Consider the following 21,826-nt stretch of genomic DNA (forward strand, 5'->3'; position numbering starts at 1 on the left):
ATTGCCCGGAACCGTCGGTCACCCTATCTGCCCCCACTGACCAGCACAAACAGCCACACCGCCCCGGGCGATGATCGTTCAAGTTGCCGGGCAATCGTGCGCTTGAGGACTCAAGATACGCACGATTGCCCGGCAACTTGGGTGATCTTGATGGTCGGCGGGCGGGTTAACGGGTCAGGACGATGGCGGCGTTGAAGCCGTGGGTGCCGCGGGCCAGGACCAGGGCGCAGCGCGGGTCGGTCTCGCGGGCGGTCCCGACGACCAGGTCCAGGTCGGGGTACGCGGGTGAGGTGATGTTGGGCGTGGGCGGGATGACGCCGTCGCGCATGCTCAGCAGCGCGGTGGCGATGTCCAGCCCGCCCGCGCCCGCCGCCAACCGCCCGGTCGCCGCCTTCGGCGCGGTCACCGGGACCGCGTGCGGGCCGAACACCAGCGTCAGCGCCTGCGCCTCGGCCCGGTCCAGTTCGGGCACCCCGGCCGCGTCGGCGAAGACGACGTCCACGTCGGAGGGGTCCCGGCCCGCGTCGGCCAGCGCCAGCCGGATCGCCCGCAGCAGCCCGGACGGGCGGCCGCTGCCCGGCGGCGGGTCGAACGTGGCGGCGTAACCGCTGATCTCGCCGTAGGTCTGGGGCGCGCCGCGGGCGGCCGCGGTCCTGGCATCCTCGACGACGAGGATGGCGCCGCCCTCGCCGGGCACCCAGCCGTCGGCGTCGCGGTCGAACGGCAGGTACGCCCGTGCCGGGTCGTCGCGGCGGCTCATGTTCCCCTCGGCGAGCTGGCCGATCCAGCCCCACGGGCACAGCGAGCCGTCGACGCCGCCGGTGACCGCGAGCGCGGTGCCGCCGCGCAGGTGGCGCCGGGCCTGCCCGACCGCGTCGAGCCCGCCCGCCGAGTCGGTGACCAGCACCCCGCTGGGTCCGCGCCCGCCGTGCCGGATGGAGATCTGACCGGTGTTGACCGCGTAGAACCAGGCGAACGACTGGTACGCCGACACGTGGTCGCTGCCCTTGGCCCACAGCTTCTCCAGCTCGTTCTGACCGAAGGCGAAGCCCCCGGCGGAGCTGGCGGTGACCACGCTCATGCCGTACTCGGGCAGCGTGGCCGGGTCGACGCCCGCGTCGGCCAGCGCCTGCTCGGCGGCGGCCAGGGACAGTCGGGTGACGTGGTCGGTCTGGGGCAGCAGCCGTTCGGGCAGGTGCGCGGCCGGGTCGAAGTCGCGGATCTCCCCGGCCAGCCGCGCGGGGTACTGGCCCGGGTCGAAGCGTTCGACCCGGCCGATGCCGTTGCGTCCGGCCAGCGCGGCCTGCCAGAAGTCGTGGGTGTTGAGGCCGGTCGGGGCCATGACGCCGAGGCCGGTGACGACGGCGCGGACCGGGCCGTCGGGCTCGGCGGGACGGTGCTGCGGGCGGGTGGCGGTCTGGGTGCTCATCGAGTCGCCTCCGGGCGGGCCAGGACCATCGCGCTCTGGAAGCCGCCGAAGCCGCTGCCGACTGAGAGCACCGCGTCCAGGTGGCGGTCGCGGGCCTCGTTGGGGACGTAGTCCAGGTCGCATTCGGGGTCGGGTTCGTGCAGATTGGCGGTGGGTGGGACGACGTTCTCGGCGATGGCGAGGGCGCACGCGGCGACCTCGATCGCGCCGATCGCGCCGAGCGAGTGGCCGATCATCGACTTGATCGAGCTCATCGGGGTGGCGTACGCGTGCTCGCGCAGCGCCAGCTTGACGGCGGCGGTCTCGTGGCGGTCGTTCTGCTTGGTGCCGGAGCCGTGCGCGTTGACGTACCCGATCCGGGTGGGGTCCAGCTTCGCCAGGCCGAGGGCGTGGGTGATGGCCTCGGCCATCTCCCGCCCGTCGGGGCGCAGACCGGTCATGTGGAAGGCGTTGCAGCGGGAGGCGAAGCCCACGATCTCGGCGTAGATCTCCGCGCCGCGGCGGCGGGCGTGCTCGTACTCCTCCAGCACGAACATGGCCGCGCCCTCGCCGAGCACGAACCCGTTGCGGCTGTTGTCGAACGGGCGCGAGGCGTGCGCCGGGTCGTCGTTGCGCGGCGTGGTCGCCTTGATCGCGTCGAAGCAGGCCACGGTGATGGGCGAGATGGGCGCGTCGGTGGCGCCGCCGATCACCAGGTCGGCGCTGCCCTCGCGGATCAGCTCGACCGCGTGCGCGACCGCGTCCAGGCCGGAGGTGCAGCCGGTGGAGACGACCGCGGCTGGGCCCTCGGCCCCGACCGACCAGGCCACCTCGGCCGCGAACGAGCCGGGGACGTAGTAGTCGTACAGGTGGGGCGAGGTGTGCGTGTTGTCGACCAGCCAGTGGCGGCCGCGCTCGGAGGCGATGACGTACTCGCGCTCCAGGCTGGTGGTGGCGCCGACGGCGCTGCCCACCACGGTGCCCAGCCGGGTCGGGTCGAGTTCGGCCGGTTCGATCCCGGCGTCGGCGACCGCCTCGGCCGCGGCGACCACGGCGAACTGCGCCGCCCGGTCCATCCGGGTCACCTGCGCGGCGGTCAGCCCGTGCGCGGCGGGGTCGAAGTCGCACTCGGCCGCCACCTGCGAGCGGAACGGCGACGGGTCGAAGAAGGAGATGGTGCGGGTGGCGGTCCGGCCGCTGGTCAGCAGCTCCCAGAACGCCTTGGTGCCGATGCCGCCGGGGGCTATCACGCCCATCCCGGTGATCACGACTCGTCGGTGCATGCGGGCCTCCCCGTGGGTGGGTTGTGGTCGAGCGTCAGTCGAGCGTCATCCGGCCGGGCTCGAGTCCGGCTTGGACAGGTTTGTCGAGCAGGGCTTCAGCGCGCGCCCGCGCCGGCCAGGACTCCGGCCTCGGCGTACGACACCGAGGTGTCCAGGGCTGGGTCGGCGCTGAGAATGGCCCGTTGGATGTGCTGCATCCGGCGCGACGGCTCCAGGCCGAGGTCGTCGAGCAACACCCCGCGCAGCTGCTGGAACGCCTGCAGCGCGTCGGTGCGGCGCCCCGCCCGGTACAGCGCGATCATGTACTGGGCCTGCAGGTCCTCGTGCAGTGGATGCCGGGCGGCGAGGCTGCTGAGCTCGCCGAGGATCTCGTGGTGACGGTCCAGGGCCAGGTCGGCGTCGATGCGCTGCTTCCAGGTGGCCAGGCGGTCCTCCTCCAGCCGCCGCGTCTCGACCCGCAGCACCGGACCCACGCGCACGTCCACCAGCGCCGCGCCCCGCCACACGTCGAGGGCCTGTCCGAACAGGCGCGAGGCCCGCCCGTGGTCGCCGCGCGCGGCGGCCAGGCGCCCCTCGGCGGTCAGCCGCTCGTACTCGTGCAGGTCCAGCTCGTCGCCGGTGGCGCCGGGCCGGTCGCGCACCTGCAGCCGGTAGCCGTCGGAGGCGGTGACCAGCAGGTCCCGGGCGACGGTGGCCGGGTCCAGGTCGAACGTGCGCGCCAGCATCCGGCGGATCTGCAGGATGTAGGTCTGCAGCGTGGTCTGCGCGCTGGCGGGCGGCTCGTCGTCCCACAGCTCGGTGCCGAGCACGTCGGTGGGGACGACCCGGTCGGCGTGCATCAGCAGCAGTGCCAGTGCCTTGCGCGGTTTGGGCGCGGTTAGTTCGCCGGTGGCGAAGGACGACCGTACGGTCAGCGGTCCGAGTACCCGAAACAGCATTGTGTTACCCCCAAGGACGTCTCTGGCCGGTCAGCGCGGTTGGAGACCACCTCTCCCACTATTGGTGTTTCGTGAGCTCGAAGTGCGATTTCCGCACAATTGGCCGGTTGGCTATTTTCTGCTCCTCCATGCGCCTGATCTGGGCATTCAAGTCGGACTCGACCGGGGCTCAAGCCGCCTACTGCGACGGTTTCTCACAGACCGGTCCGGCCGCGCCACCGTGCGGCTCATCCAGATCCGTGAAGGAGCACCCATGTCCAAGAGCACCAACCGCACCGAGACCCGCACCGCGGTCGTCAAAGCGCCCGCGTCGGTCGCCTTCGAGATCGTGACCGACCTGCGGCACTGGCCCCAGTTCTTCCCCGACGGCGTGTACGCCGAGGAGGACGGCGACGTGGTCCGCTGGTGGGCCCTGGAGGGCGACGGCGTACGCCACTGGGCCAGCCGCCGCACCCTGGACCGCGGCGGGCTGAGCGTCACCTACGACCAGGTCGACTGCCAGGCGCCGCTGACCTCGGCCAGCATCCAGTGGCGGTTCCGCCCGGCCGCGGACGGCACCTGCGAGGCGGAGTTGACGCTGCGCGCCGACGGCCAGAACAGCAACGCGGGCCGCGACGCCGTGGCCGCGCACCTCAAGGGCGCCGACGAGCTGATCAAGCAGGTCGCCGCGATCGCGCAGAACTGGGACCAGCTCAAGGACCTGGTCGTCCACTTCGAGGACCCGCTGTTCATCGCGGGCAACACCGAGGCCGTGTACGGCTTCCTCTACGACGCGGACAAGTGGCCCGAGCGGGTGCCGCACGTGACCGCGCTGACCATGACCGAGGACCAGCCCGGCGTGCAGTTCTTCGACATGGACACGGTCACCCCGGAGGGCCGCGCGCACACCACGCGCTCGGTGCGGATCTGCCTGCCTCACAAGATCATCTACAAGCAGATCGGGCTGCCCAAGCTGCTCGACGCGCACACCGGGCACTGGCACTTCCACACCACGCCCGAGGGCGTCACCGTCACCGCCCGGCACACCGCCACCATCCGGCCGGACGCGCTGAACCTGCTCGGTGAGAACACCACGGTCGCCGACGCGCGCCGCTACCTGCGCCGCGTGCTCAGCACCAACTCGCTGCAGACCCTGCGCCACGCGCAGGCCTTCGCGGAGGAGCCGGCGCATGCGTGAGTCCACGGTGGCGGGCGCGCCGCCCGACCCGGACCTGCTGCGCGCGGTCCTGCCCGAAGCGGTGCTGACCGACCCGGACGACGATCCGGCGCGGCGGCTCGCGGCGGTGCTCGACCGCAGCGGCGGGACCGTGGACGGGATGCTGCGCCACGCCGCCCGGACCGCGCCGGGGCGGGCCGCGATCAAGTCGGGCCAGCGTACGGTGTCGTTCGCCGCGCTCGACGCGGCCGCGGACAACTTCGCCGCGGCCCTGCTGGAGCTGCTGCCGACTGGACACGGCGCCAACGCCCTGGGCGGGGCGTCCATGGTCGGGGTGGCCGCCGCGCTCGATCCGGCGTTCGCGGTCGCCTACTACGGCACCGTCCGGGCCGGACACGTCTGCGCGGTGGTCAACCCGCTGCAGGGCGCCGACGAACTGCACTGGGTGCTGGAGTCGGCCGACGTACGGGTGCTCGTCGCGGTCGCCGACATGGCCGACCGGCTGCGTGCCATCCGACTCGACCTGCCCAACCTGCGCCACGTGGTGTACCTGGACCGGCCCGGCGAGGGCGGCCTGTTCACCCTGGCGGGCATGTCCCGGCGGCACCGGTCCGCCGAAGCGGCCGCGCACCGGACGGATCCGGACGCGGCGGCGGTCGCGCAGTTCACCAGCGGCACCACCGGGCGGCCCAAGGCGGTGCTGCTCACGCACCGCAACGTGGTCTACAACGCGGCCCAGGTGGCGCTCGCGCACGGACTCGGGGCGACCACGGTCGGCCTCAACCACCTGCCCACGTACCACCCGATGCACCTGAACTCGGCCGTGTGCGCCGGGTCGACCCAGGTGCTGGTCCCGGCCGGGGACCCGGCCGAGGCGGTGGCGCTGGCCCGCACCACCGGGGCCACCCACTTCTACAGCCTGCCGGTGCGGCTGGCGCGGATGGCCGCCGACCCGCGGCTGTCCGGCTGGCAGCTGCCGACCGCGCGGGCCGTGCTGTCCGGCGGATCGGCACTGTCGCCGTCCGCGGCGGCGCGGCTGTCGGCCGCGCTGGGCGTGCCGGTCATCCAGGGGTACGGCCTGGCCGAGACCTCACCGCTGACCCACTGCGACCGCATCGACGCGCCGCAGCCGGGCTCGGTCGGTCGGCCGGTCCCCGGCACCGGCTGCCGCGTGGTGGACCTCGACACCAGGCAGCCGCTGCCACCCGGCCAGCCCGGCGAGGTGCAGGTGTCCGGCCCGCAGGTGATGGCCGGGTACCTGGCCACCGACGGCTCGGTGCACCGGCCCGTCGACGTCGACGGCTGGTTCGACACCGGAGACGTGGGCTACCTCGACACCGACGGGGCGCTGTTCCTGGTCGACCGGCTAAAGGACGTCTTCAAGTGCGACAACTGGCTGGTGTCGCCGGTGGAGGTCGAGCGCACCGTGGCCAAGCATCCGGCCGTCGTGGACTGCATGGTGGTCGACCTGCCCCACCCCGAGCGCGGCGCGGTCGCGTACGCGTTGGTCGTGACCGACGACGACGACGTCACCGGCGACGACATCACCGCCTTCGTCAACGGGCAGCTGCCCGACTACCAGCACCTGCACGGCATCGAACTGGTCCGGGAGATCCCGCGTTCGGCCACCGGCAAGGTGCGCCGCCGCGACATCCGTACCCAGCTGCACGGGCGGCTGTCCGCCGCCCACCAGAACACCGTCTGAACAGGAGATTCATCATGGTCACCTTCATCAATCGGCTCACCGTCCGCGGCGACGTCGCACAGTTCGAGCAGGTCATGCGCGACCTCAACAACTACATGGCGGCGCAGCCGGGCTTCCTCGGGCGCCAGTGCTACCGCTCGCGGCGCGAACCCAACGTGTTCGTCGAGACCGTGCAGTGGGCCGACCCCGCCGACCACGCCAAAGCCGTGGCCACCGACGGATTCCGGGCTCACGTGCGGGAACTGGCCGCCGTGGCGGTGCCCGAGCACGACCTCTACGACGCGGTCGTCGAGCCCGTCGCCGCCTGATCCCGTCGTGACCGTTCGGAAGGAGGCTCTGCCATGTCCACCGTTTCCGACTTCACCATCGACGACGTACGGCGCGTGCTGCGCGACGTCGCCGGTGCCTCGAGCGTCGACCTCGACGGCGACATCAGCCAGACCAGCTTCGCCGACCTGGGCTACGACTCCCTGGCCCTGCTGGAGACCACCGCCCGCCTGCAGCGCGATCTGAGCATCAAGCTGCCCGACGACGCGGTGTTGGCGGTCCGCACACCGGCGCAGCTGATCGATCTGGTCAGCACGGCCCGGATCGCGTCGTGAACGCGGCACAGGTCGACGACCCCACGACGCGGTGGGTGTCGTGCGGCCGGTGCCAGGGGGTCAGCTACGCCAAGCGCCTGGCCCGGGGGCACGGCGTGTGCCCCCGCTGCGGCCACTGTCAACCGCTGAGCGCCCCGGACCGGCTGGCCATGCTGGCCGATCCGGGCTCGGTCGAGCCGCTGGACCTCGTCGCCGTCGCCGAGGACCCGCTGGGCTTCACCGACCACAAGCCGTACCCGCAGCGCATGGCCGACGCCCGGCACGCCACCGGGCTGGCCGAGGCGGTGGTCTGCGCGCGGCTGCGGATCACCGGGGTGCCGGTGGTGGCCGCGGTGATGGACTTCCGATTCCTGGGCGGCAGCCTGTCCGCCGGGGTCGGTGAGCACATCACCCTGGCCGCCGAGACGGCCCTGGCCGAGCGGCTGCCGCTGCTGCTGGTCACCGCCTCGGGCGGGGTACGCATGCAGGAGGGCGTCATCGGCCTGATGCAGATGGCCAAGACCGCGCAGGCGCTGCACCAGCTCGACGAGGCGGGACTGCCGACGTTGTGCCTGGTCACCGACCCGACCTACGGGGGAGTGGCGGCGTCGTACGCGATGCTCGGCGACGTCCTGGTCGCCGAGCCCGGCGCCCGACTCGGCTTCGCCGGGCCGCGGGTCATCTCGCAGACCATCGGCGAGCAGTTGCCGCCCGGCTTCCAGACCGCCGAGAAGCTGCTCGAACACGGCTTCCTGGACCTGATCTGCCCGCGTCCGACGCTGCGGCACCGCCTCGGGCGGCTGCTGTCCATCGCCACCCGACGCCCGGCCGACCAGCCACCGGAACCGGTGGCACCGGTGGTGGTCCGGGAGCCGGAGCGGCTGCCCGAACGCAGCGCCTGGGAGGCGGTGCGCCGGGCCCGCGACATCCGGCGGCCCACCACCTCGGACTACCTGTCGCTGATGCTCGACGACTTCGAGGAGCTGCACGGCGATCGGGTCGGCGGCGACTGTCCGGCGATCATCGGCGGCGTCGGGCGGCTCAACGGCAGCCCGGTGCTGGTGATCGGGCATGAGAAGGGCCACAACACCCGGGAGCTGGCCGCCCGCAACTACGGCATGGCGCATCCGGCGGGCTACCGCAAGGCGGCCCGGCTGCTGCGGCTGGCCGCCAAGTGGGGGCTGCCGGTGGTGACGCTGGTGGACACGCCCGGGGCGTACCCGGGCGTGGACGCCGAGCAGCGTGGCCAGGCCACCGCGATCGCGGAGAACCTGCGCCTCATGGGCTCGCTGCCCGTCCCGGTGGTCACCGTGGTCACCGGCGAGGGGTGCAGCGGCGGCGCGCTGGGGATAGCCGTGGCCGATCGGGTGCTCATGCTCGAACACGCCGTATACACCGTCATCAGCCCCGAGGGGTGCGCCGCGATCCTGTGGCGTGACCCGGCCGCCGCGCCCGCGGCCGCCCAGGCGCTGCGCATCGACGCGCGGTCGCTGCTGGAACTCGGGGTCGTCGAGGGCGTCATCTTGGAGCCGCCCGGCGGCGCCGAGGCCGACCATGCCGCCGCCGCCCTGCTGCTGCGCGACGCGGTCCATGCCGAACTGGCCGAACTGGCCGGATGTCACGGGACCGCACTGGTCGCCGCGCGCCGCGCCCGGTTCCGCCGGTTCGGTCGACGGCACCAGCAAGCCGAAGAGCTGCTGGTCAGCACTGAAGGAGGGGTACGGTGACCGGTCTTCTCGATCCGTCCATGCCCGCGATGACCTGCCCCGGCGAGCAACTCGCCGGACTGCCCGAGGTGGGGCGCACCGTCGCCGACGACCTCGACGACGTACGCCGCAGTGCCCAGCAGTTGCTGGCCGAGGTGGACACCCCGCCCAGCGCGCTGCGCATCCGGGCCGGGGAGGTGGTGGTGGAGATGGAGTGGGCCAGAGCTGCGGCTGTGGTGGCGCCCGCACCGTACCTGCCGACCGTGGCGGCGCCCGCACCGTACGTGGTGCCCGCGCCCGTCGCGCCACCCGCCCCGGCGCAGGCCACGGCGCCCGAAGCGGTCGAGGCACCGGCAGCGCCGCCGGTCGGCCAGCTCGACCTGTGCGCCACCACGGTCGGCACCTTCTACCGGGCACCGGAGCCCGGCACGGCGCCGTTCGTGATGGAGGGCGACGTGGTCCAGCGCGGCCAGCAGGTCGCGATCATCGAGGTGATGAAGCTGATGATCCCGGTCGAGGCGGAGGCCGACGGCCGGATCGTGGCGATCCACGCCGCCGACGGCACCTCCGTCGAGTACGGCGACCGCCTGTTCAGCCTCGCCGCCGGACACGACCGGTAACGGGGGAGAACCGTGTTCACCACCGTACTGATCGCCAATCGGGGCGAGATCGCCCTGCGGATCGCCCGTACCTGCCGGGAGCTGGGGCTGCGGGTCGTGGCCGTCTACTCCACGGAGGACCGGGACTCGGCCGTGGTGCAGGCCGCCGACGACGCGGTCTGCATCGGGCCGGGCCCGGCCCGCAGCAGCTACCTCGACATCGCCGCGATCCTGGAGGCGGCCCGGCGCACCGGCGCCGACGCGGTGCACCCCGGCTACGGGTTCCTGTCCGAGGTGGGCGACTTCGCCGAGGCGTGTGAGGCGTACGGCATCACGTTCGTGGGCCCGCCCGCCAACGTGATCGACCAGTTGGGCGACAAGGCCGTCGCCCGCGCCACCATGGCCGCGGCCGGGCTGCCCGTGCTGCCCGGCAGCACCGGCCCGGTGACCTGCCCGGACGGGGCGGCGAAGCTGGCCGCCGAGATCGGCTACCCGGTGATGGTGAAGGCCGTCGCCGGGGGTGGCGGCCGGGGCATGGTCGCCATCACCGATCCGGACCAGTTCCTCGCGCAGCTGCGCGAGGCCCGCAGCACCGCGCAGAGCCTGTTCGGCGACGACCGGCTCTACCTGGAGCGGTTCCTGCCCTCGGCGCGCCACGTCGAGGTGCAGGTGCTGTGCGACCAGTACGGCGGCGCCGTCCACCTGGGCCAGCGGGACTGCTCGGCGCAACGGCGCCGCCAGAAGATCATCGAGGAGACGCCGGCGCCGCTGCTGCCGGAGGCGACCACGCGGGCCATGGGCGAGGCCGCCCTGCGCGGCGCGCTGGCCGCGGGCTACGTCGGGGCGGGCACGTTCGAGTTCCTGGTCGACCCCGACGGCGGCTACCACTTCATGGAGATCAACTGCCGGATCCAGGTCGAGCACCCGGTCACCGAGCTCACCCACGGCGTCGACATCGTCCGCCAGCAACTGCTGGTCGCGGCGGGCGAACGGCTGGAACTCACCCAGGAGACGCTGGTCCCGCACGGGGCCGCGATCGAGTGCCGGATCAACGCCGAGGACCCGAGCCGGGGCTTCGTGCCCGCGCCGGGGCGGATAGAGAAGCTGCGGCTGCCCGGCGGACCGTTCGTCCGGGTCGACACCGACGCGTACGCCGGCGGTCGGGTCTCGCCCGCCTACGACCCGCTGCTGGCCAAGTTGTGCGTCTGGGCACCCGACCGGGCCCAGGCCCTGGCCCGGATGCGCCGGGCCCTGACCGAGTTCCACGCCGAAGGGCCGGGGCTGGCCACCAACCGCGACTTCCTGCTGTCCGTGCTGGACCATCCGCGGTTCATCGCGGGCACGCACGACACGTCGCTGGTCGGCGAACTCACCGCCGAGCCCGTACCGGCCTGACGGTCACGAGTTCCAGCTCGGCCTGAGGGCCGCGAGTTCCAGCTCGGCCTGACGGCCGCGAGTTGCACGGAGAGGAGGCGGCGCCATGGCGACCCTGTCGACCGACGTCTGCGTGGTCGGGGCCGGACCGGCCGGGCTGGCCATGGCGCTGCTGCTCGCCCGCTCCGGCGTGGACGTGGTGCTGGCCGAGAAGTCGACCTCGTTCGACCGGTCGTTCCGCGGCGAACTGCTGCAACCGGGCGGGCAGGCCGTGCTCGACCAGCTCGGCGTGCTGGAACCTGCCCGCGCCTGGGGCAGCCACGCGCACGAGCGGCTGCAACTGCACAACCACGGCAGGCAGGTGCTGGTGGTCGATTACGGGACGCTGCCCGGCCCGTACGGCCGCCTGCTCGCCATCGCGCAGCCGAATCTGCTGCGGGAGCTGCTGGCCGCCTGCCGCCGGCAGCCGCTGTTCCGCTATCTGGAGGGTCACCGGGTCACCGACCTGCTGCGCACCCCGCAGGGGGTACGCGGGGCGGTGTTCGCCGGGCCGGACGGGCCGGTCACGGTCAACTCCCGTTGCGTGATCGGGGCCGACGGGCGTTACTCCAAGACCCGGCAGCTGGCGGGCATCCGCTACGACCGCCGCGAGGCGGCCGACTTCGACCTGCTGTGGTTCCGGCTGCCCGCGCCCGGCGGCGCCCCGACGGCGCTGACCGTACGCGGCGGGGGCGGGCGGATGCTGGTCAGCCACGGGGTCCACCCCGACACGGTGCAGCTGGGGTGGGCGCTGCCGCACGGCGGCTACCCCGAGTTCGCCGAGCGGCCGTTCGAGCGGTTCCGCGACGAGCTGTGCCGGGCGGCGCCGGAGTACGCCGACGGCGTCCGTACCCATCTGAACAGCCTGGCCGACGTCAGCCTGCTGGACGTCTTCACCGGCACCGCGCGGCGCTGGTCCCGCGACGGCCTGCTGCTGCTCGGCGACGCCGCGCACACGCACGGCCCGCTCGGCGCCCAGGGCATCAACCTGGCCCTGCAGGACGCGGTGCTGGCCCACCCGGTGCTGGTGGCGCAGCTGCGCACGCCGGGCACCGACGTGGTCCGCGCCGAGGCGCTACAGCCCTACATCGAGCCGCGCACCGACGACGCGCACCGGGTGATCCGGTTCCAGCAGTCGCAGGCGCGCAGCGCGCTGGGCAGCGGACGGCCGCTGGCCGACGCCGCCCGGCGCACCGCCACCGCCCTGATCGGGCGCACACCGCTGCGCCACCGCCTGACGCGCCTGCTCTGCTACGGCAACCCGCGCGCCCAGGTACGCACCGACCTGTTCACCACCACAACCTGAGGAGCCCGCATGCGCATGATCGACCTGTCCACAGCCGTGGACGCGGCCGCCTGGGAGCCCGAACCGGTGCTCCACGAGATCGTGACCCCCGCCGAGGGCGCGGTGCACATGGCCGAGGAGATGAAGCTGCACTTCGGAGTCGACTTCGACCCGGCCGTGCTGCCCGACGGCGAACTGCTGTCCATCGACACGCTCAAGCTCACCACGCACACCGGCACCCACATCGACGCGCCGTCGCACTACGGCAGCACGGCGACCTACGGCGTGCCACGCCACATCGACCAGATGCCGCTGGAGTGGTTCCACCGCCCGGGGGTACGGCTGGACCTGACCGGCGCCGAGGGCGACACCGTCGACGCGGACTTCCTGGACAAGGAGTTCGCCCGTATCGGCTACCGCCCGAACCCGCTGGACATCGTGCTGCTGCACACCGGCGCCTCGGCCTGGTCGGGCACCCAGCGCTACTTCACCGACTTCAAGGGCCTGGACGCCTCGGCCACCCACTTCCTGCTCGACCTGGGCATCCGGGTCATCGGCACGGACGCGTTCAGCCTGGACGCGCCGTTCGGCAAGATGCTCGCCAAGTTCAAGGAGACCGGCGACCGGGGCGTGCTGTGGCCGGCCCACTTCACCGGCCGCGAGCGCGAGTTCTGCCAGATCGAACGGCTGGCCAACCTGGACGCCCTGCCGGAGCCCTACGGCTTCACCGTCTCCTGCTTCCCGATCAAGATCAAAGGCGCCGGGGCCGGCTGGACCCGCGCCGTCGCCCTGCTCTGACCCGTCTTCTCTCGGAAGGAACCACCATGGCACTGACCGCGCTCAACCAGACCCTCGACACCGCCCCGCTGTACGTCGCCGTCCAGCAGTTCTACGCCCGCCACATGCAACTGCTCGACGAGGGCGACCCGGACCAGTGGGCCGCCACGTTCACCGAGGACGGCAGCTTCCACGCCCCGGGCATGCCTCAGCCCGTACGCGGGCGGGCGGTGCTGGCCCAGGCTGTCCGGGACACCCGGGCCAAGCTGGCCGAGCAGGGCGAGATCCGGCGGCACTGGCACGGGATGGTGAAGGTGGCGCCCGCCGCCGACGGCTCCCTGGACGTACGCTGCTACGCCATCGTGATCCAGGTGGCCGCCGACGGCACCCCGCGCCTGCACCGGCACTGTGTCTGTCAGGACAACCTGGTCCCGTCGGTGGACAGCCCCGACGGCTGGCTCGTCCGCTCCCGCCAGGTCTCCCTGGACCCTCTCGCCACCGCCTAACCCCCGCCCACCTAAGCCCCATCCCAGCCCCGCCCAGCCCAGCCCAGCTCCGGCCCGGCCCAGCCCAGCTCCGGCCCGGCCCGGCCGGCCTGGTCCCGCCCCGATCGCAAGATCGGCCAAGTTGCCGGGCAATCGGCCGTAACCGCACCACGATTACGCCCGCTTGCCCGGCAAGATGCGGCCGTAGGTTGGGGTGGTTCAGGTCGGCAAGGGCGGGGGGAGTTGGGTAGATTGAATCTACGTAGATTCAATCTACCTAAGGTGGGCGGCGTGGCGAAGGTGTTTGTCGGGCGTTCGGCGGAGCTCGGCTACCTGCGTAAACGGCTCGATCGCATCGAGTCGTCGGGTGCCGGCGTGGCGGTGGCGCTGCGCGGGCGGCGGCAGGTGGGCAAGTCCCGGCTGGTGCAGGAGTTCTGCGACCGGGCGGGCGTGCCGTACCTGTTCCACACCGCGGTCAAGGGCTCCTCGCAGGTCGAGGCGCTGGCGGCGTTCAGCGCCGAGCTGCGCGAGTCGGCGTTGCCGCACGACCGGGAGCTGATCCCGGCCGCCGCCCCCGCCAACTGGCCCGACGCGTTCCGCCTGCTGGCCTCAGCGCTGCCCGCCGCGCCGTCGGTGGTGGTCCTCGACGAGGTGCCGTGGCTGGCCGAGCAGGACGAGCAGTTCGACGGCGCGCTGCAGGCGGCCTGGGACCGGCTGCTGCGCGACCGGCCCGTGCTGCTCCTGCTGCTCGGCAGCGATCTGCACATGATGGAACGGCTGACCGCGTACGACCGACCGTTCTTCGGCCGGGCCGACAACATGGTGCTCGGGCCGCTGAACCCCGGCGACGTCGCGGGCGCGCTCGGCCTGACCGGCGCCGACGCCGTCGACGCCCACCTCGTGTGCGGCGGCCTGCCCGGCATCGTTCGTGCCTGGCCGCACGGCACGCCACCGATGGCCTTCGTCGAGGCGGAGTGCGCCGATCCGGCCTCGCCGCTGTTCAGCATCCCCGAGTCGGCGCTGATGGCCGAGTTCCCCGCCCCCGATCAGGCCAAGCGGGTGCTGGAGGCGGTGGGTGGCGGCGACCGCACCCAGGCGAACATCGCGGCGACCGCCGGGGGCAGGCAGGGCCCGCTGCCCTCGGGCGTGGTGTCGCCGCTGCTGCGCAAGCTCGCCGAGGAGAAGCGGGTGCTGGCGATCGACGAACCGCTGTCGATCCAGCCCGGCAAGCCGAACCTGTACCGCATCGCCGACAGCAACCTGCGGCTCTACCTCGCCGCGCTGCGGTCCGCGCAGGAGCAGGCCCGGCGCGGCCGACCGCAGGCCGCGTACGCGGTGGTCAAGCGCCGGTGGGCGTCCTGGCGCGGCCGGGCGGTCGAACCGCTGGTGCGCGAGGCGATCGAACTGGCCGCGCTCGCCGGTGAACTGCCCTGGTCGGGTGTCGAGACAGTGGGCGGCTGGTGGAATCGGCAGTTCGATCCGGAGGTCGACCTCATCGGCGCCGACCGCGGCCCGGTCGCCCACCGGATCTGGTTCGCGGGCTCGATCAAGTGGTTGGGCACGCCGTTCGACAACCACGACCTGGCCGACCTGGTGCGTGGCGTGGCGGCGGTGCCGGGACACGAGCCGGGTTCGACCGGGCTGGTGGCCGTGTCGCTGTCCGGCGTCGCCCCGAACGCCGACACCGCGCAGCTGGGCCTGGTCTGGGGGCCGGAGCAGGTGTTGTCGGTCTGGCAGTGAAGCGGGCATATTCGCGCGACCGGGGCATGGGCGGCTGGCAGGATGACCGGGTGACGTTCGACGTACGGGCGCTGACCGCGCAGGACCAGAAGCAGGCGTGGGACCTGGGCAGTCTCGCCTTCGGCTACCACGATCGGCCCATGCCCGAGGGCTGGGTCTCCGACAGCCCCGGGCGGTACACGCTCGGCGCGTTCGACGAGGGCGGGCGGCTGGTCGCCAAGGCCGTCGACCGCGTGCAGGAGCAGTGGTTCGGCGGGCGGCTCGTGCCGACCAGCGGCGTCGCCGGGGTGGTCACCGCGCCGGAGCTGCGCGGGCGTGGGCTCGGGCGGCTGGTGCTGACCGGGCTGCTGGCGTACGCCCGCGAGCGCGGCGCCGTGATCAGCACCCTGTTCGACACCACGCCGCTGCCGTACCGCGCGCTGGGCTGGGAGGAGGTCGGCTCGCTGGACTACCACGCGTTCCCCACCCGGGTCCTGGCCTCGGTCCGCCCCGACCCGGCGGTGACCCTGCGCCCGGCCGTCGCGGCCGATGTGCCCGCCATCCAGGAGATCTACCGGCGGGCGGCCCGCACCAGCACCGGCCTGATGGAGCGGTCCGGCCCGCTGTACACGGGCGGCCCGGCCGAGTTCCTCGCCGAGTACAACGGCGTGACCGTCGCGGTGAGCGCCTCCGGCGCCGTCGAAGGGTACGCGAGCTGGGACCGCGGCCCCGGCTACGACTCGGACGGCAAGCTCACCGTCGATGACCTGATCGGACTCACGTCGGGCGCGACCGCGACCCTGCTGGCCATGCTCGGCGGCTGGGCCAGCGTGGCGCCGACGACCATCATCCGGCTCGGCGCCGCCGACCCGGCCCGCAGCCTGCTGGCGAAGGTCGACGGCAAGGTCGAGTCGTCGCAGCCGTGGATGCTGCGCGTCGTCGACGCCCCCGGCGCGGTCGCGGCCCGGGGCTGGTCCCGCTACATCTCGGGCGAGGCCGACCTGGAGCTGGTCGACGCCGAGTGCCCCTGGAACGTGGGCGCGTACCGGCTGGTCCTGGACAAGGGCGAGGCCCGCCTGGAGCCCGGTGGCACGGGTGCGGCCCGACTCACCCCACGCGGCCTGGCTGCCTGGTACGCCGGTGCCGCCACCCCCGACCAGCTGCGCCGCAGCGGCCACCTCACCGGCGGCACCCCCGACACCGACGCCTTCCTCCAGACGGCGACGGCGGGCCCGATCCCCACCCTCCACGACTACTTCTGACGCGCGTCGCGTCTGACGTGCGTCGCGTCTGACGTGCGTCGCGTCAGACGTGCGTGCAGTTTCGGGGAGACTGCGCGAATCGCGGCCAAGATTCCAGCACTTTCCCCGAAACTGCACGCTCACGACAGCGCGCGGGCGGGCGCGGCCTGCCCGCGCGCTGCGGGCAGAAAAGGGCGAAGGCGCCACCCCCAGCCGGGAGGGTGACGCCTTCGCTTGGAGCGGGTGGTGGAGCGGTTACAGCGTCAACGACCAGGTGTCGATCCGGCCGGTGTCCAGCGACGCCGCGTCCTGCACCCGCAGGGTCCAGGTGCCGTTGGCCGCCTCCGAGGAGAGGTTCACGGTGAACGTCTGGATGATGTTGTCGGCGCTGCCGCCGGCACGGTTGCTCAGGGTGTAGACCGAGCCGTCCGGCGCGACGAGCGCGACGACCAGGTCACCCTTGTAGGTGTGGTAGATCGTCACCGGGACCGAGCTGGTGGCCGACGCGTTGCGGTTGCAGCCCGAGATGACGATGGTGCTGGTCACCGTGGTGTTGTCCGGGATGGTGACGTCGTTGCCGTTGGTGCCGGTGCAACCCGGAGCCCCGTTCACGGTGAGCGAGTACGTGGTGGTCCGGGTCGAGCTGGCGCCCGTGCCGGTGACGGTCACCGCGTAGGTGCCGGCCGGGGTCGACGCGCTGGTCGCGATGGTCAGCGTGGAGGTGCCGCCGGCCGAGGTGATCGACGACGGGCTGAACGACGCGGTCGCGCCGGACGGCAGACCGGCCGCGGTCAGCGCCACGGTCTGGGCCGAGCCGTTGGTCAGCGTGGCGGTGATGGTGCTGGTGACCGAGCTGCCGGGGTTGACCGAGCCCGACGCCGGGGCGGCGGCGAGCGAGAAGTCGTTGCCGGCCGGGCAGGCCGCGTCGGTGCTGGCCACGTTCACCGCGGTCCACGCCGCCTGGACGGCCTTGTACTCGGCCGAGCAGGTGCCGTAGAGGAAGGTGGCGGCCGCCAGCGTGTGCAGGCGGGCGTTGTTGGCCGGGGTGCTGGTGTTGACGTACGCGGTGCTGGAGGTGAAGTTCACGTCCAGCGCGCGGTACCAGATCTTCTCGGCCTTGGTGTTGCCGATGCCGACCACGCCCGGAGCCGAGCCGCAGATCGGGCTGGTGCCGTACGACGTGGCGCCGGTGCCGACGGCCAGGTTGAAGAAGAAGTGGTTGGCCACACCCGAGGAGTAGTGCACGTCGACGTTCTTGGTGCTGGTCGACCAGCAGCCGTGCGACGAGCCGTCCAGGGTCGGGTTGTACATGTAGCGCAGCGGCGTGTTGTTGCCGTTGATGTTGATCTTCTCGCCGACCTGGTAGTCGCCCGGGTCCGACGGCGCGGCCGCGTAGAACTCGACCATGTTGCCGAAGATGTCCGAGGTGGCCTCGTTCAGACCGCCGGACTCACCGGAGTAGGTCAGGCCCGCCAGGGCCTCGGTGACGCCGTGGCTCATCTCGTGACCGGCCACGTCCAGCGACACCAGCGGGCGCGAGTTGCCCGAGCCGTCGCCGTAGGTCATCTGCGCGCCGTCCCAGAACGCGTTGACATACGCGCTGCCGTAGTGCACCCGGCTGGGCACGCCCGTGCCGTTGCCGAAGATGCCGTTGCGGCCGTGGATGTTCTTGAAGTAGTCGAACGTCTTGGCGGCGCCGAAGTGCGCGTCCACACCGGCCGACTGCCGGTTGGAGTTGCTGCCGGTGCCCCACACGTTGTCGGCGTCGGTGAACGTGGTGCAGGTCGACGTACCGTTGTTCATGTCACAGGTACGGCCGTTGCCGCGCACCGGGTCGATCATCGAGTAGATCGAGCCCGACAGGGTGGTGTCGATGCTGACCGCGCCGGTGTAGATGCCGGTGCCGGTGCCCGCGACCGTCTCGATCTCGTCGAACTGGCCGATGTGCGCACCGGTGACCGCGTCGGTGATGACGTGCAGCTTCGACGGGGTCTGCTTGTCGGCGGCCCAGCCGTTGACGACGCTCTCCCAGGCCAGGCGGCCGGTGCCAGAGGTGGCGTCGACGAACAGCTCGGAGGAGCCGGTCGAGGTGATGGTGCCGGCGAAGTGGGTCTTCGCCGTGGCCATGGCCGTACCCGCGCTGATCTTCGGGGTGGTGCTCAGCGTGAGCGGTGCGGCCAGGCCGTTGGAGGCGCTGGCGAAGGCGCCGCCGGGGGCCGAGTGGACGACGAAGTCGCCACCGGAGACCCGAAGGCCCTGGTAGGTGCGGTCGTAGCGGGTGTGCGTGGCGCCGTTCGGGTCCTTGATGACGCGGTTGACGGTGTAGCCGTCAGCCGCCGACGCGCTGATCGCGGCCGCGGTCGCACCGACGGAGCTGGCTTTGCCGGCAGCTCCACTAGGTGCGGCAGCGCCACTCGACGCTGCCACTGCCACGAACGCGGCCGCGGTGACGGCCACGCTCGTAACTGCGAGGAATTTCCTCACGAGTCCTCCCCGACTCTCCAAAGGGTCATGCGGCGGTAGCCACAAGTTCTCTCTGGATACACGAAAGCCGGAGTCAAGGAAAGACTTACATATTGAGATACGTTTGTGGAAGACTGAGTGACCCTGCTGGTGGGAGCGTGCTCAAGCGATCAATTCAGTCTTTCGTGGCGGGCGGCGTCGGCGTCCAGCCGTGCAGTCGGGCCGCCAGATCGGCGGGCACCGTCCACAGTGCCCGGGGCAGGACCGCGTTGCTGCCGGAGAACACCAGGCGCAGTCTGGGCTCATCCCCGACCAGGTCCAGTGCCACCTTGGGCTTGCGCTGCTGGCCCAGGCCGCCGAGTCCGAACAGGACCACCGGCTCCCGCACCGGCAGGCCCAGCGCGGTGCGGCCGTCGCGCCACACCCGGTACGCGTGGCCCAGGCGCCACGGCGCCGAGTCGCCCAGCCCCTGGTAGAGCCCGTGTACCCAGGTGTCGGTCAGCTCGGCCCGGAAGGCGCGGCTGGGCCGTCCCGCGAGCAGGCTCGACAGCTGGTCGTCGACCCGTACCCCCGACATGGCCAGCGCCTGTGGCACCTCACCGCGGCGCAGCGCCTCGAACGCGGGCTGGACCAGGTCCGCCGCGCGCACCTGCCAGCGGTCCGCGGCCGGGGTGCCCGCGTGGCGGCCGTGCCACAGCCACGGGGTCGCGTCCCAGCGGTGGCGCTGGTTGGCGCCGATCAGGTCGGCCATGGACACGACCAGGCAGTCGTCGGCGGTGCGCACGGTCAGCCAGCTGCCGCGCAGGTGCGGGCGCGCGTTGCCGTACGACGCCAGCGCCACCACCGCGTTGCGCTGGAACCGCCCCGACTGCTCACGCGGGAAGTGCCAGCACAGGGCCGCCGGGTCCAGCGCCGCCACGGCCGTGGCCGCCTGCGCGGGCAGGGTGCCGTCGACGGTGACCCGGGGTGCGGCGGCGGCCGCCTCGCGGTGCTCGAAGCAGCGCCGCTGCCGCCGCAGCTCACGGGCGGCATCGGGCACCGGCGTGCGGGTGGTGAACAGGCCGGTGCGCCGGTCCCACAGGATCAGCTCGTCGGCGGCCGCCTGCGCGGTGCCGTGCAGCCGGTACAGCACCAGCGGGCGGGTGCCGTGGCCGCCGGAGCCGTCGTCGTCCTCGTGCACCTGCACCTCGTAGACCAGCTCGCCGGCCGAGTCCAGGTCGTATCCGGACTCGGGGCTGCGGGTCCAGCTGTGTCCGCCCCACTGGTGCTCGGCCGGGATGCGGTGGGCCCGCACCACGGTGACCACCGCCGACCAGCAACCCTCGTCGGCAGACGACAGCAGCGCGCGCACCGTCGCGCCGCGTTGTCCGGTGAACTCGCCGACCGACACGGCGACACCCGCTTCGGTGCACAGCCGCGCCACCGGTGCGAGCAGTTCCGCGCGGCGGGCCGCGTGAACGTCCTCAAGGTTGGGCATGGCCGGGATTCTCCCTCAGCGCTGCGACACCGACGGCCTGGTGCGACTTCTCGAACGGGTGGGTGAACGCCCCGGCCGCCGGCGTTCCCGCCACGTCCGCGCCGCCGGCGACGGGTCGGCTCCGCGTCCGGAAAGAGCCCTCTGACAAGGTACTTCCTACGGCAGTGGCGCGCCAAGGCATCCAGACATAGGTGATGGTCTCCATGGTGGTCCGGCCGGGCCGCCCGCATCGGCGCCACCTGCGCAGTCAGGTATCCGTCGCGCCACGCCGACACTCTGCGTCATTGTGCCGACACAGAATTGGCATACTCGGCGGTCCCGGTAACTCGGATGACCTTGGACGGAGCGCGGCCCTATCCTCACGGTGCCAGCAGGACCGCCGGAAAGGTCGCACCGCGATGGACGAAGCCACCCAGAGCGCGGCGCCGCGCGCTGAAGCCACCCTGACCGAGGCACAGTCGCGAGCTCTGGACCACATACGGGTCCGTGCCCGCGCCGCGCGCGAGAACGCGCTGGCGACCCTGGATCGGCTGCTGGCGGGCACGGGGCACGACCCGGCCGCCGTCATCGCCGCCGCACTCGACCGTGGCCGGATCACGCTCAACTTCCACCCCGACCGCCTCGTCACCGACGGCCGCAGCGTCGCCCGCGCGCTGGCCGAGGACGGCGTCTACCGCAGCCAGTTCGAGACCGGCATCTCCAACGGCGGCCGCACCGCGTACCCCGGCGGCGACCGCGACCGGTGGGAGGAGGGCCTGTTCGGCGGGGCGTACCACACGCCGGAGGTCACCGCGGCCGACCGGCCCCGCTACGGCGGCCTGGACCTGCTGGCCCACCCCGACGGGGCCTGCCCCCGCTTCGGCTCCTGCTACCTGCGGCTGCGCCCGCACGTGCTGGACCGGGCGACCTTCTGCTTCGGCGACAGCCACCTCGGCCCGGAGCACCTGGGCACCGCCGACGCGGCCGAGACGGTGTTCGCCGCCCTGCTGCGCGGGGTGGCCGCCGACGGGGTCGCGCTCGGCGTACCCGGGCTGACCGTGCCGGACCTGGTGACCCGCCTGCTCAGCCCGCGCCCGGCCGCTCCGGACGGCCCCGCCGTGCGGTCGCTGGACGACTACCTGGAGGTGCAGGTGCACGGGCCGGTCCTGCTGGCCCGCGACGTCGAGGCGATCGTGGCAGACCCGTCCTTCCAGGACACGCCCAGCGGCAAGCATCTGGCCGAGACCGCCGACCGGCACGGGTTCGAGCTGCACTGGCATCGTGGCTTCGAGCTGCCCGTCGACGAGGTCGACGCCGAGTTCCGGGGTCCGGCGATCCCGGTGCTGGCCCGCCGGGTGCACCGCGAGTTCGCCCGGCCGGGCGCGCTGGTGAACGCCGCGCTGGTCGGCCTCGCCGCCGCGTCGGTGACGACCGACCCGGACCGCTGGGCCGACCACGGCACCCAGGACGAGACGCTGCAGCACCTCAAGCAGCTCTGGCACGTCCTGGTCCACTTCGGCGCCCCGGCGGCCGCCTGACCGCTCACGCCCGTGCTGCCTCGGCCGCCTGACCGCTCACGCCCGTGCTGCCTCGGCCGCCTGACCGCTCACG

At 72.8% G+C, this 21,826-nt stretch carries 18 protein-coding genes; 13 read left to right on the top strand and 5 right to left on the bottom strand.

The features are described 5' to 3' along the window. Positions 1–166: 166 nt before the first annotated feature. From KUA19_RS39135 to KUA19_RS39145, 3 genes are all read right to left on the bottom strand, one after another. Entirely contained in the window at positions 167–1,429 is a 1,263-nt protein-coding gene (locus tag KUA19_RS39135; RefSeq protein ID WP_217404545.1) for a ketosynthase chain-length factor, read from the bottom strand. Continuing rightward, positions 1,426–2,691 (bottom strand): beta-ketoacyl-[acyl-carrier-protein] synthase family protein, encoded by a 1,266-nt coding sequence (locus KUA19_RS39140; RefSeq protein ID WP_217404547.1) that lies wholly within the window; start codon positions 2,689–2,691, stop codon positions 1,426–1,428. Before KUA19_RS39140 ends, KUA19_RS39135 begins: the two co-directional genes overlap by 4 nt. Before the next feature lie 95 nt (positions 2,692–2,786). Then, the gene (locus KUA19_RS39145; protein WP_217404549.1) at positions 2,787–3,629 is read right to left on the bottom strand and encodes an AfsR/SARP family transcriptional regulator; all 843 of its coding nucleotides are present in this window, start codon (positions 3,627–3,629) and stop codon (positions 2,787–2,789) included. 253 nt (positions 3,630–3,882) lie between these two features. Here KUA19_RS39145 and KUA19_RS39150 point away from each other — a divergent pair, with 253 nt between their 5' ends. From KUA19_RS39150 to KUA19_RS39205, 12 genes are all read left to right on the top strand, one after another. After that, entirely contained in the window at positions 3,883–4,806 is a 924-nt protein-coding gene (locus KUA19_RS39150) for an SRPBCC family protein (protein ID WP_217404551.1), read from the top strand. Further along, positions 4,799–6,490: a class I adenylate-forming enzyme family protein gene (locus tag KUA19_RS39155; protein WP_217404552.1), complete on the top strand. Its 1,692-nt coding sequence runs from the start codon at positions 4,799–4,801 to the stop codon at positions 6,488–6,490. The genes KUA19_RS39150 and KUA19_RS39155 overlap by 8 nt, the downstream gene beginning before the upstream one ends. Positions 6,491–6,504: 14 nt before the next feature. Further along, entirely contained in the window at positions 6,505–6,798 is a 294-nt protein-coding gene (locus KUA19_RS39160; protein WP_217404554.1) for an antibiotic biosynthesis monooxygenase family protein, read from the top strand. 33 nt (positions 6,799–6,831) lie between these two features. Next, positions 6,832–7,092, top strand: coding sequence for an acyl carrier protein (locus KUA19_RS39165; protein WP_217404556.1), 261 nt, complete (start codon positions 6,832–6,834; stop codon positions 7,090–7,092). Beyond that, positions 7,089–8,798, top strand: coding sequence for an acetyl-CoA carboxylase carboxyltransferase subunit alpha (locus KUA19_RS39170; protein WP_372452013.1), 1,710 nt, complete (start codon positions 7,089–7,091; stop codon positions 8,796–8,798). Before KUA19_RS39165 ends, KUA19_RS39170 begins: the two co-directional genes overlap by 4 nt. Next, positions 8,795–9,397 (top strand): acetyl-CoA carboxylase biotin carboxyl carrier protein, encoded by a 603-nt coding sequence (locus KUA19_RS44330; RefSeq protein ID WP_217404558.1) that lies wholly within the window; start codon positions 8,795–8,797, stop codon positions 9,395–9,397. Before KUA19_RS39170 ends, KUA19_RS44330 begins: the two co-directional genes overlap by 4 nt. Before the next feature lie 12 nt (positions 9,398–9,409). Next, a complete protein-coding gene (locus KUA19_RS39180; RefSeq protein WP_217404560.1) occupies positions 9,410–10,771 on the top strand; it encodes an acetyl-CoA carboxylase biotin carboxylase subunit in 1,362 nt (453 codons plus the stop codon). Between the two features lie 85 nt (positions 10,772–10,856). Next, the gene (locus KUA19_RS39185) at positions 10,857–12,095 is read left to right on the top strand and encodes an FAD-dependent oxidoreductase (RefSeq protein WP_217404562.1); all 1,239 of its coding nucleotides are present in this window, start codon (positions 10,857–10,859) and stop codon (positions 12,093–12,095) included. Positions 12,096–12,104: 9 nt separating this feature from the next. After that, positions 12,105–12,872 carry a cyclase family protein gene (locus tag KUA19_RS39190; RefSeq protein WP_217404564.1) on the top strand — a complete coding sequence of 256 codons (768 nt, stop codon included), beginning with the start codon at positions 12,105–12,107 and terminating at the stop codon, positions 12,870–12,872. A 26-nt stretch (positions 12,873–12,898) separates the two neighbouring features. Next, entirely contained in the window at positions 12,899–13,357 is a 459-nt protein-coding gene (locus KUA19_RS39195) for a nuclear transport factor 2 family protein (RefSeq protein ID WP_217404566.1), read from the top strand. 270 nt (positions 13,358–13,627) lie between these two features. Then, positions 13,628–15,076 carry an ATP-binding protein gene (locus KUA19_RS39200; protein ID WP_308167903.1) on the top strand — a complete coding sequence of 483 codons (1,449 nt, stop codon included), beginning with the start codon at positions 13,628–13,630 and terminating at the stop codon, positions 15,074–15,076. 50 nt (positions 15,077–15,126) lie between these two features. Further along, on the top strand, positions 15,127–16,317 hold the full coding sequence (locus tag KUA19_RS39205) for a GNAT family N-acetyltransferase (protein WP_217404568.1): 1,191 nt from the start codon (positions 15,127–15,129) through the stop codon (positions 16,315–16,317). Positions 16,318–16,551: 234 nt separating this feature from the next. Here KUA19_RS39205 and KUA19_RS39210 read toward each other — a convergent pair whose 3' ends face one another. Together KUA19_RS39210 and KUA19_RS39215 are read right to left on the bottom strand one after the other, a co-directional pair. Further along, positions 16,552–18,780, bottom strand: coding sequence for a M4 family metallopeptidase (locus KUA19_RS39210; RefSeq protein WP_217404570.1), 2,229 nt, complete (start codon positions 18,778–18,780; stop codon positions 16,552–16,554). Between the two features lie 154 nt (positions 18,781–18,934). Beyond that, positions 18,935–20,236 (bottom strand): hypothetical protein, encoded by a 1,302-nt coding sequence (locus KUA19_RS39215; protein ID WP_217404572.1) that lies wholly within the window; start codon positions 20,234–20,236, stop codon positions 18,935–18,937. A gap of 398 nt (positions 20,237–20,634) precedes the next feature. Here KUA19_RS39215 and KUA19_RS39220 point away from each other — a divergent pair, with 398 nt between their 5' ends. Continuing rightward, positions 20,635–21,753 carry a DUF3626 domain-containing protein gene (locus KUA19_RS39220; RefSeq protein ID WP_217404574.1) on the top strand — a complete coding sequence of 373 codons (1,119 nt, stop codon included), beginning with the start codon at positions 20,635–20,637 and terminating at the stop codon, positions 21,751–21,753. Positions 21,754–21,826 lie beyond the last annotated feature (73 nt).

Origin of the sequence: Catellatospora tritici (genome assembly GCF_019083965.1) — a bacterium.
Lineage (GTDB): Bacteria > Actinomycetota > Actinomycetes > Mycobacteriales > Micromonosporaceae > Catellatospora > Catellatospora tritici.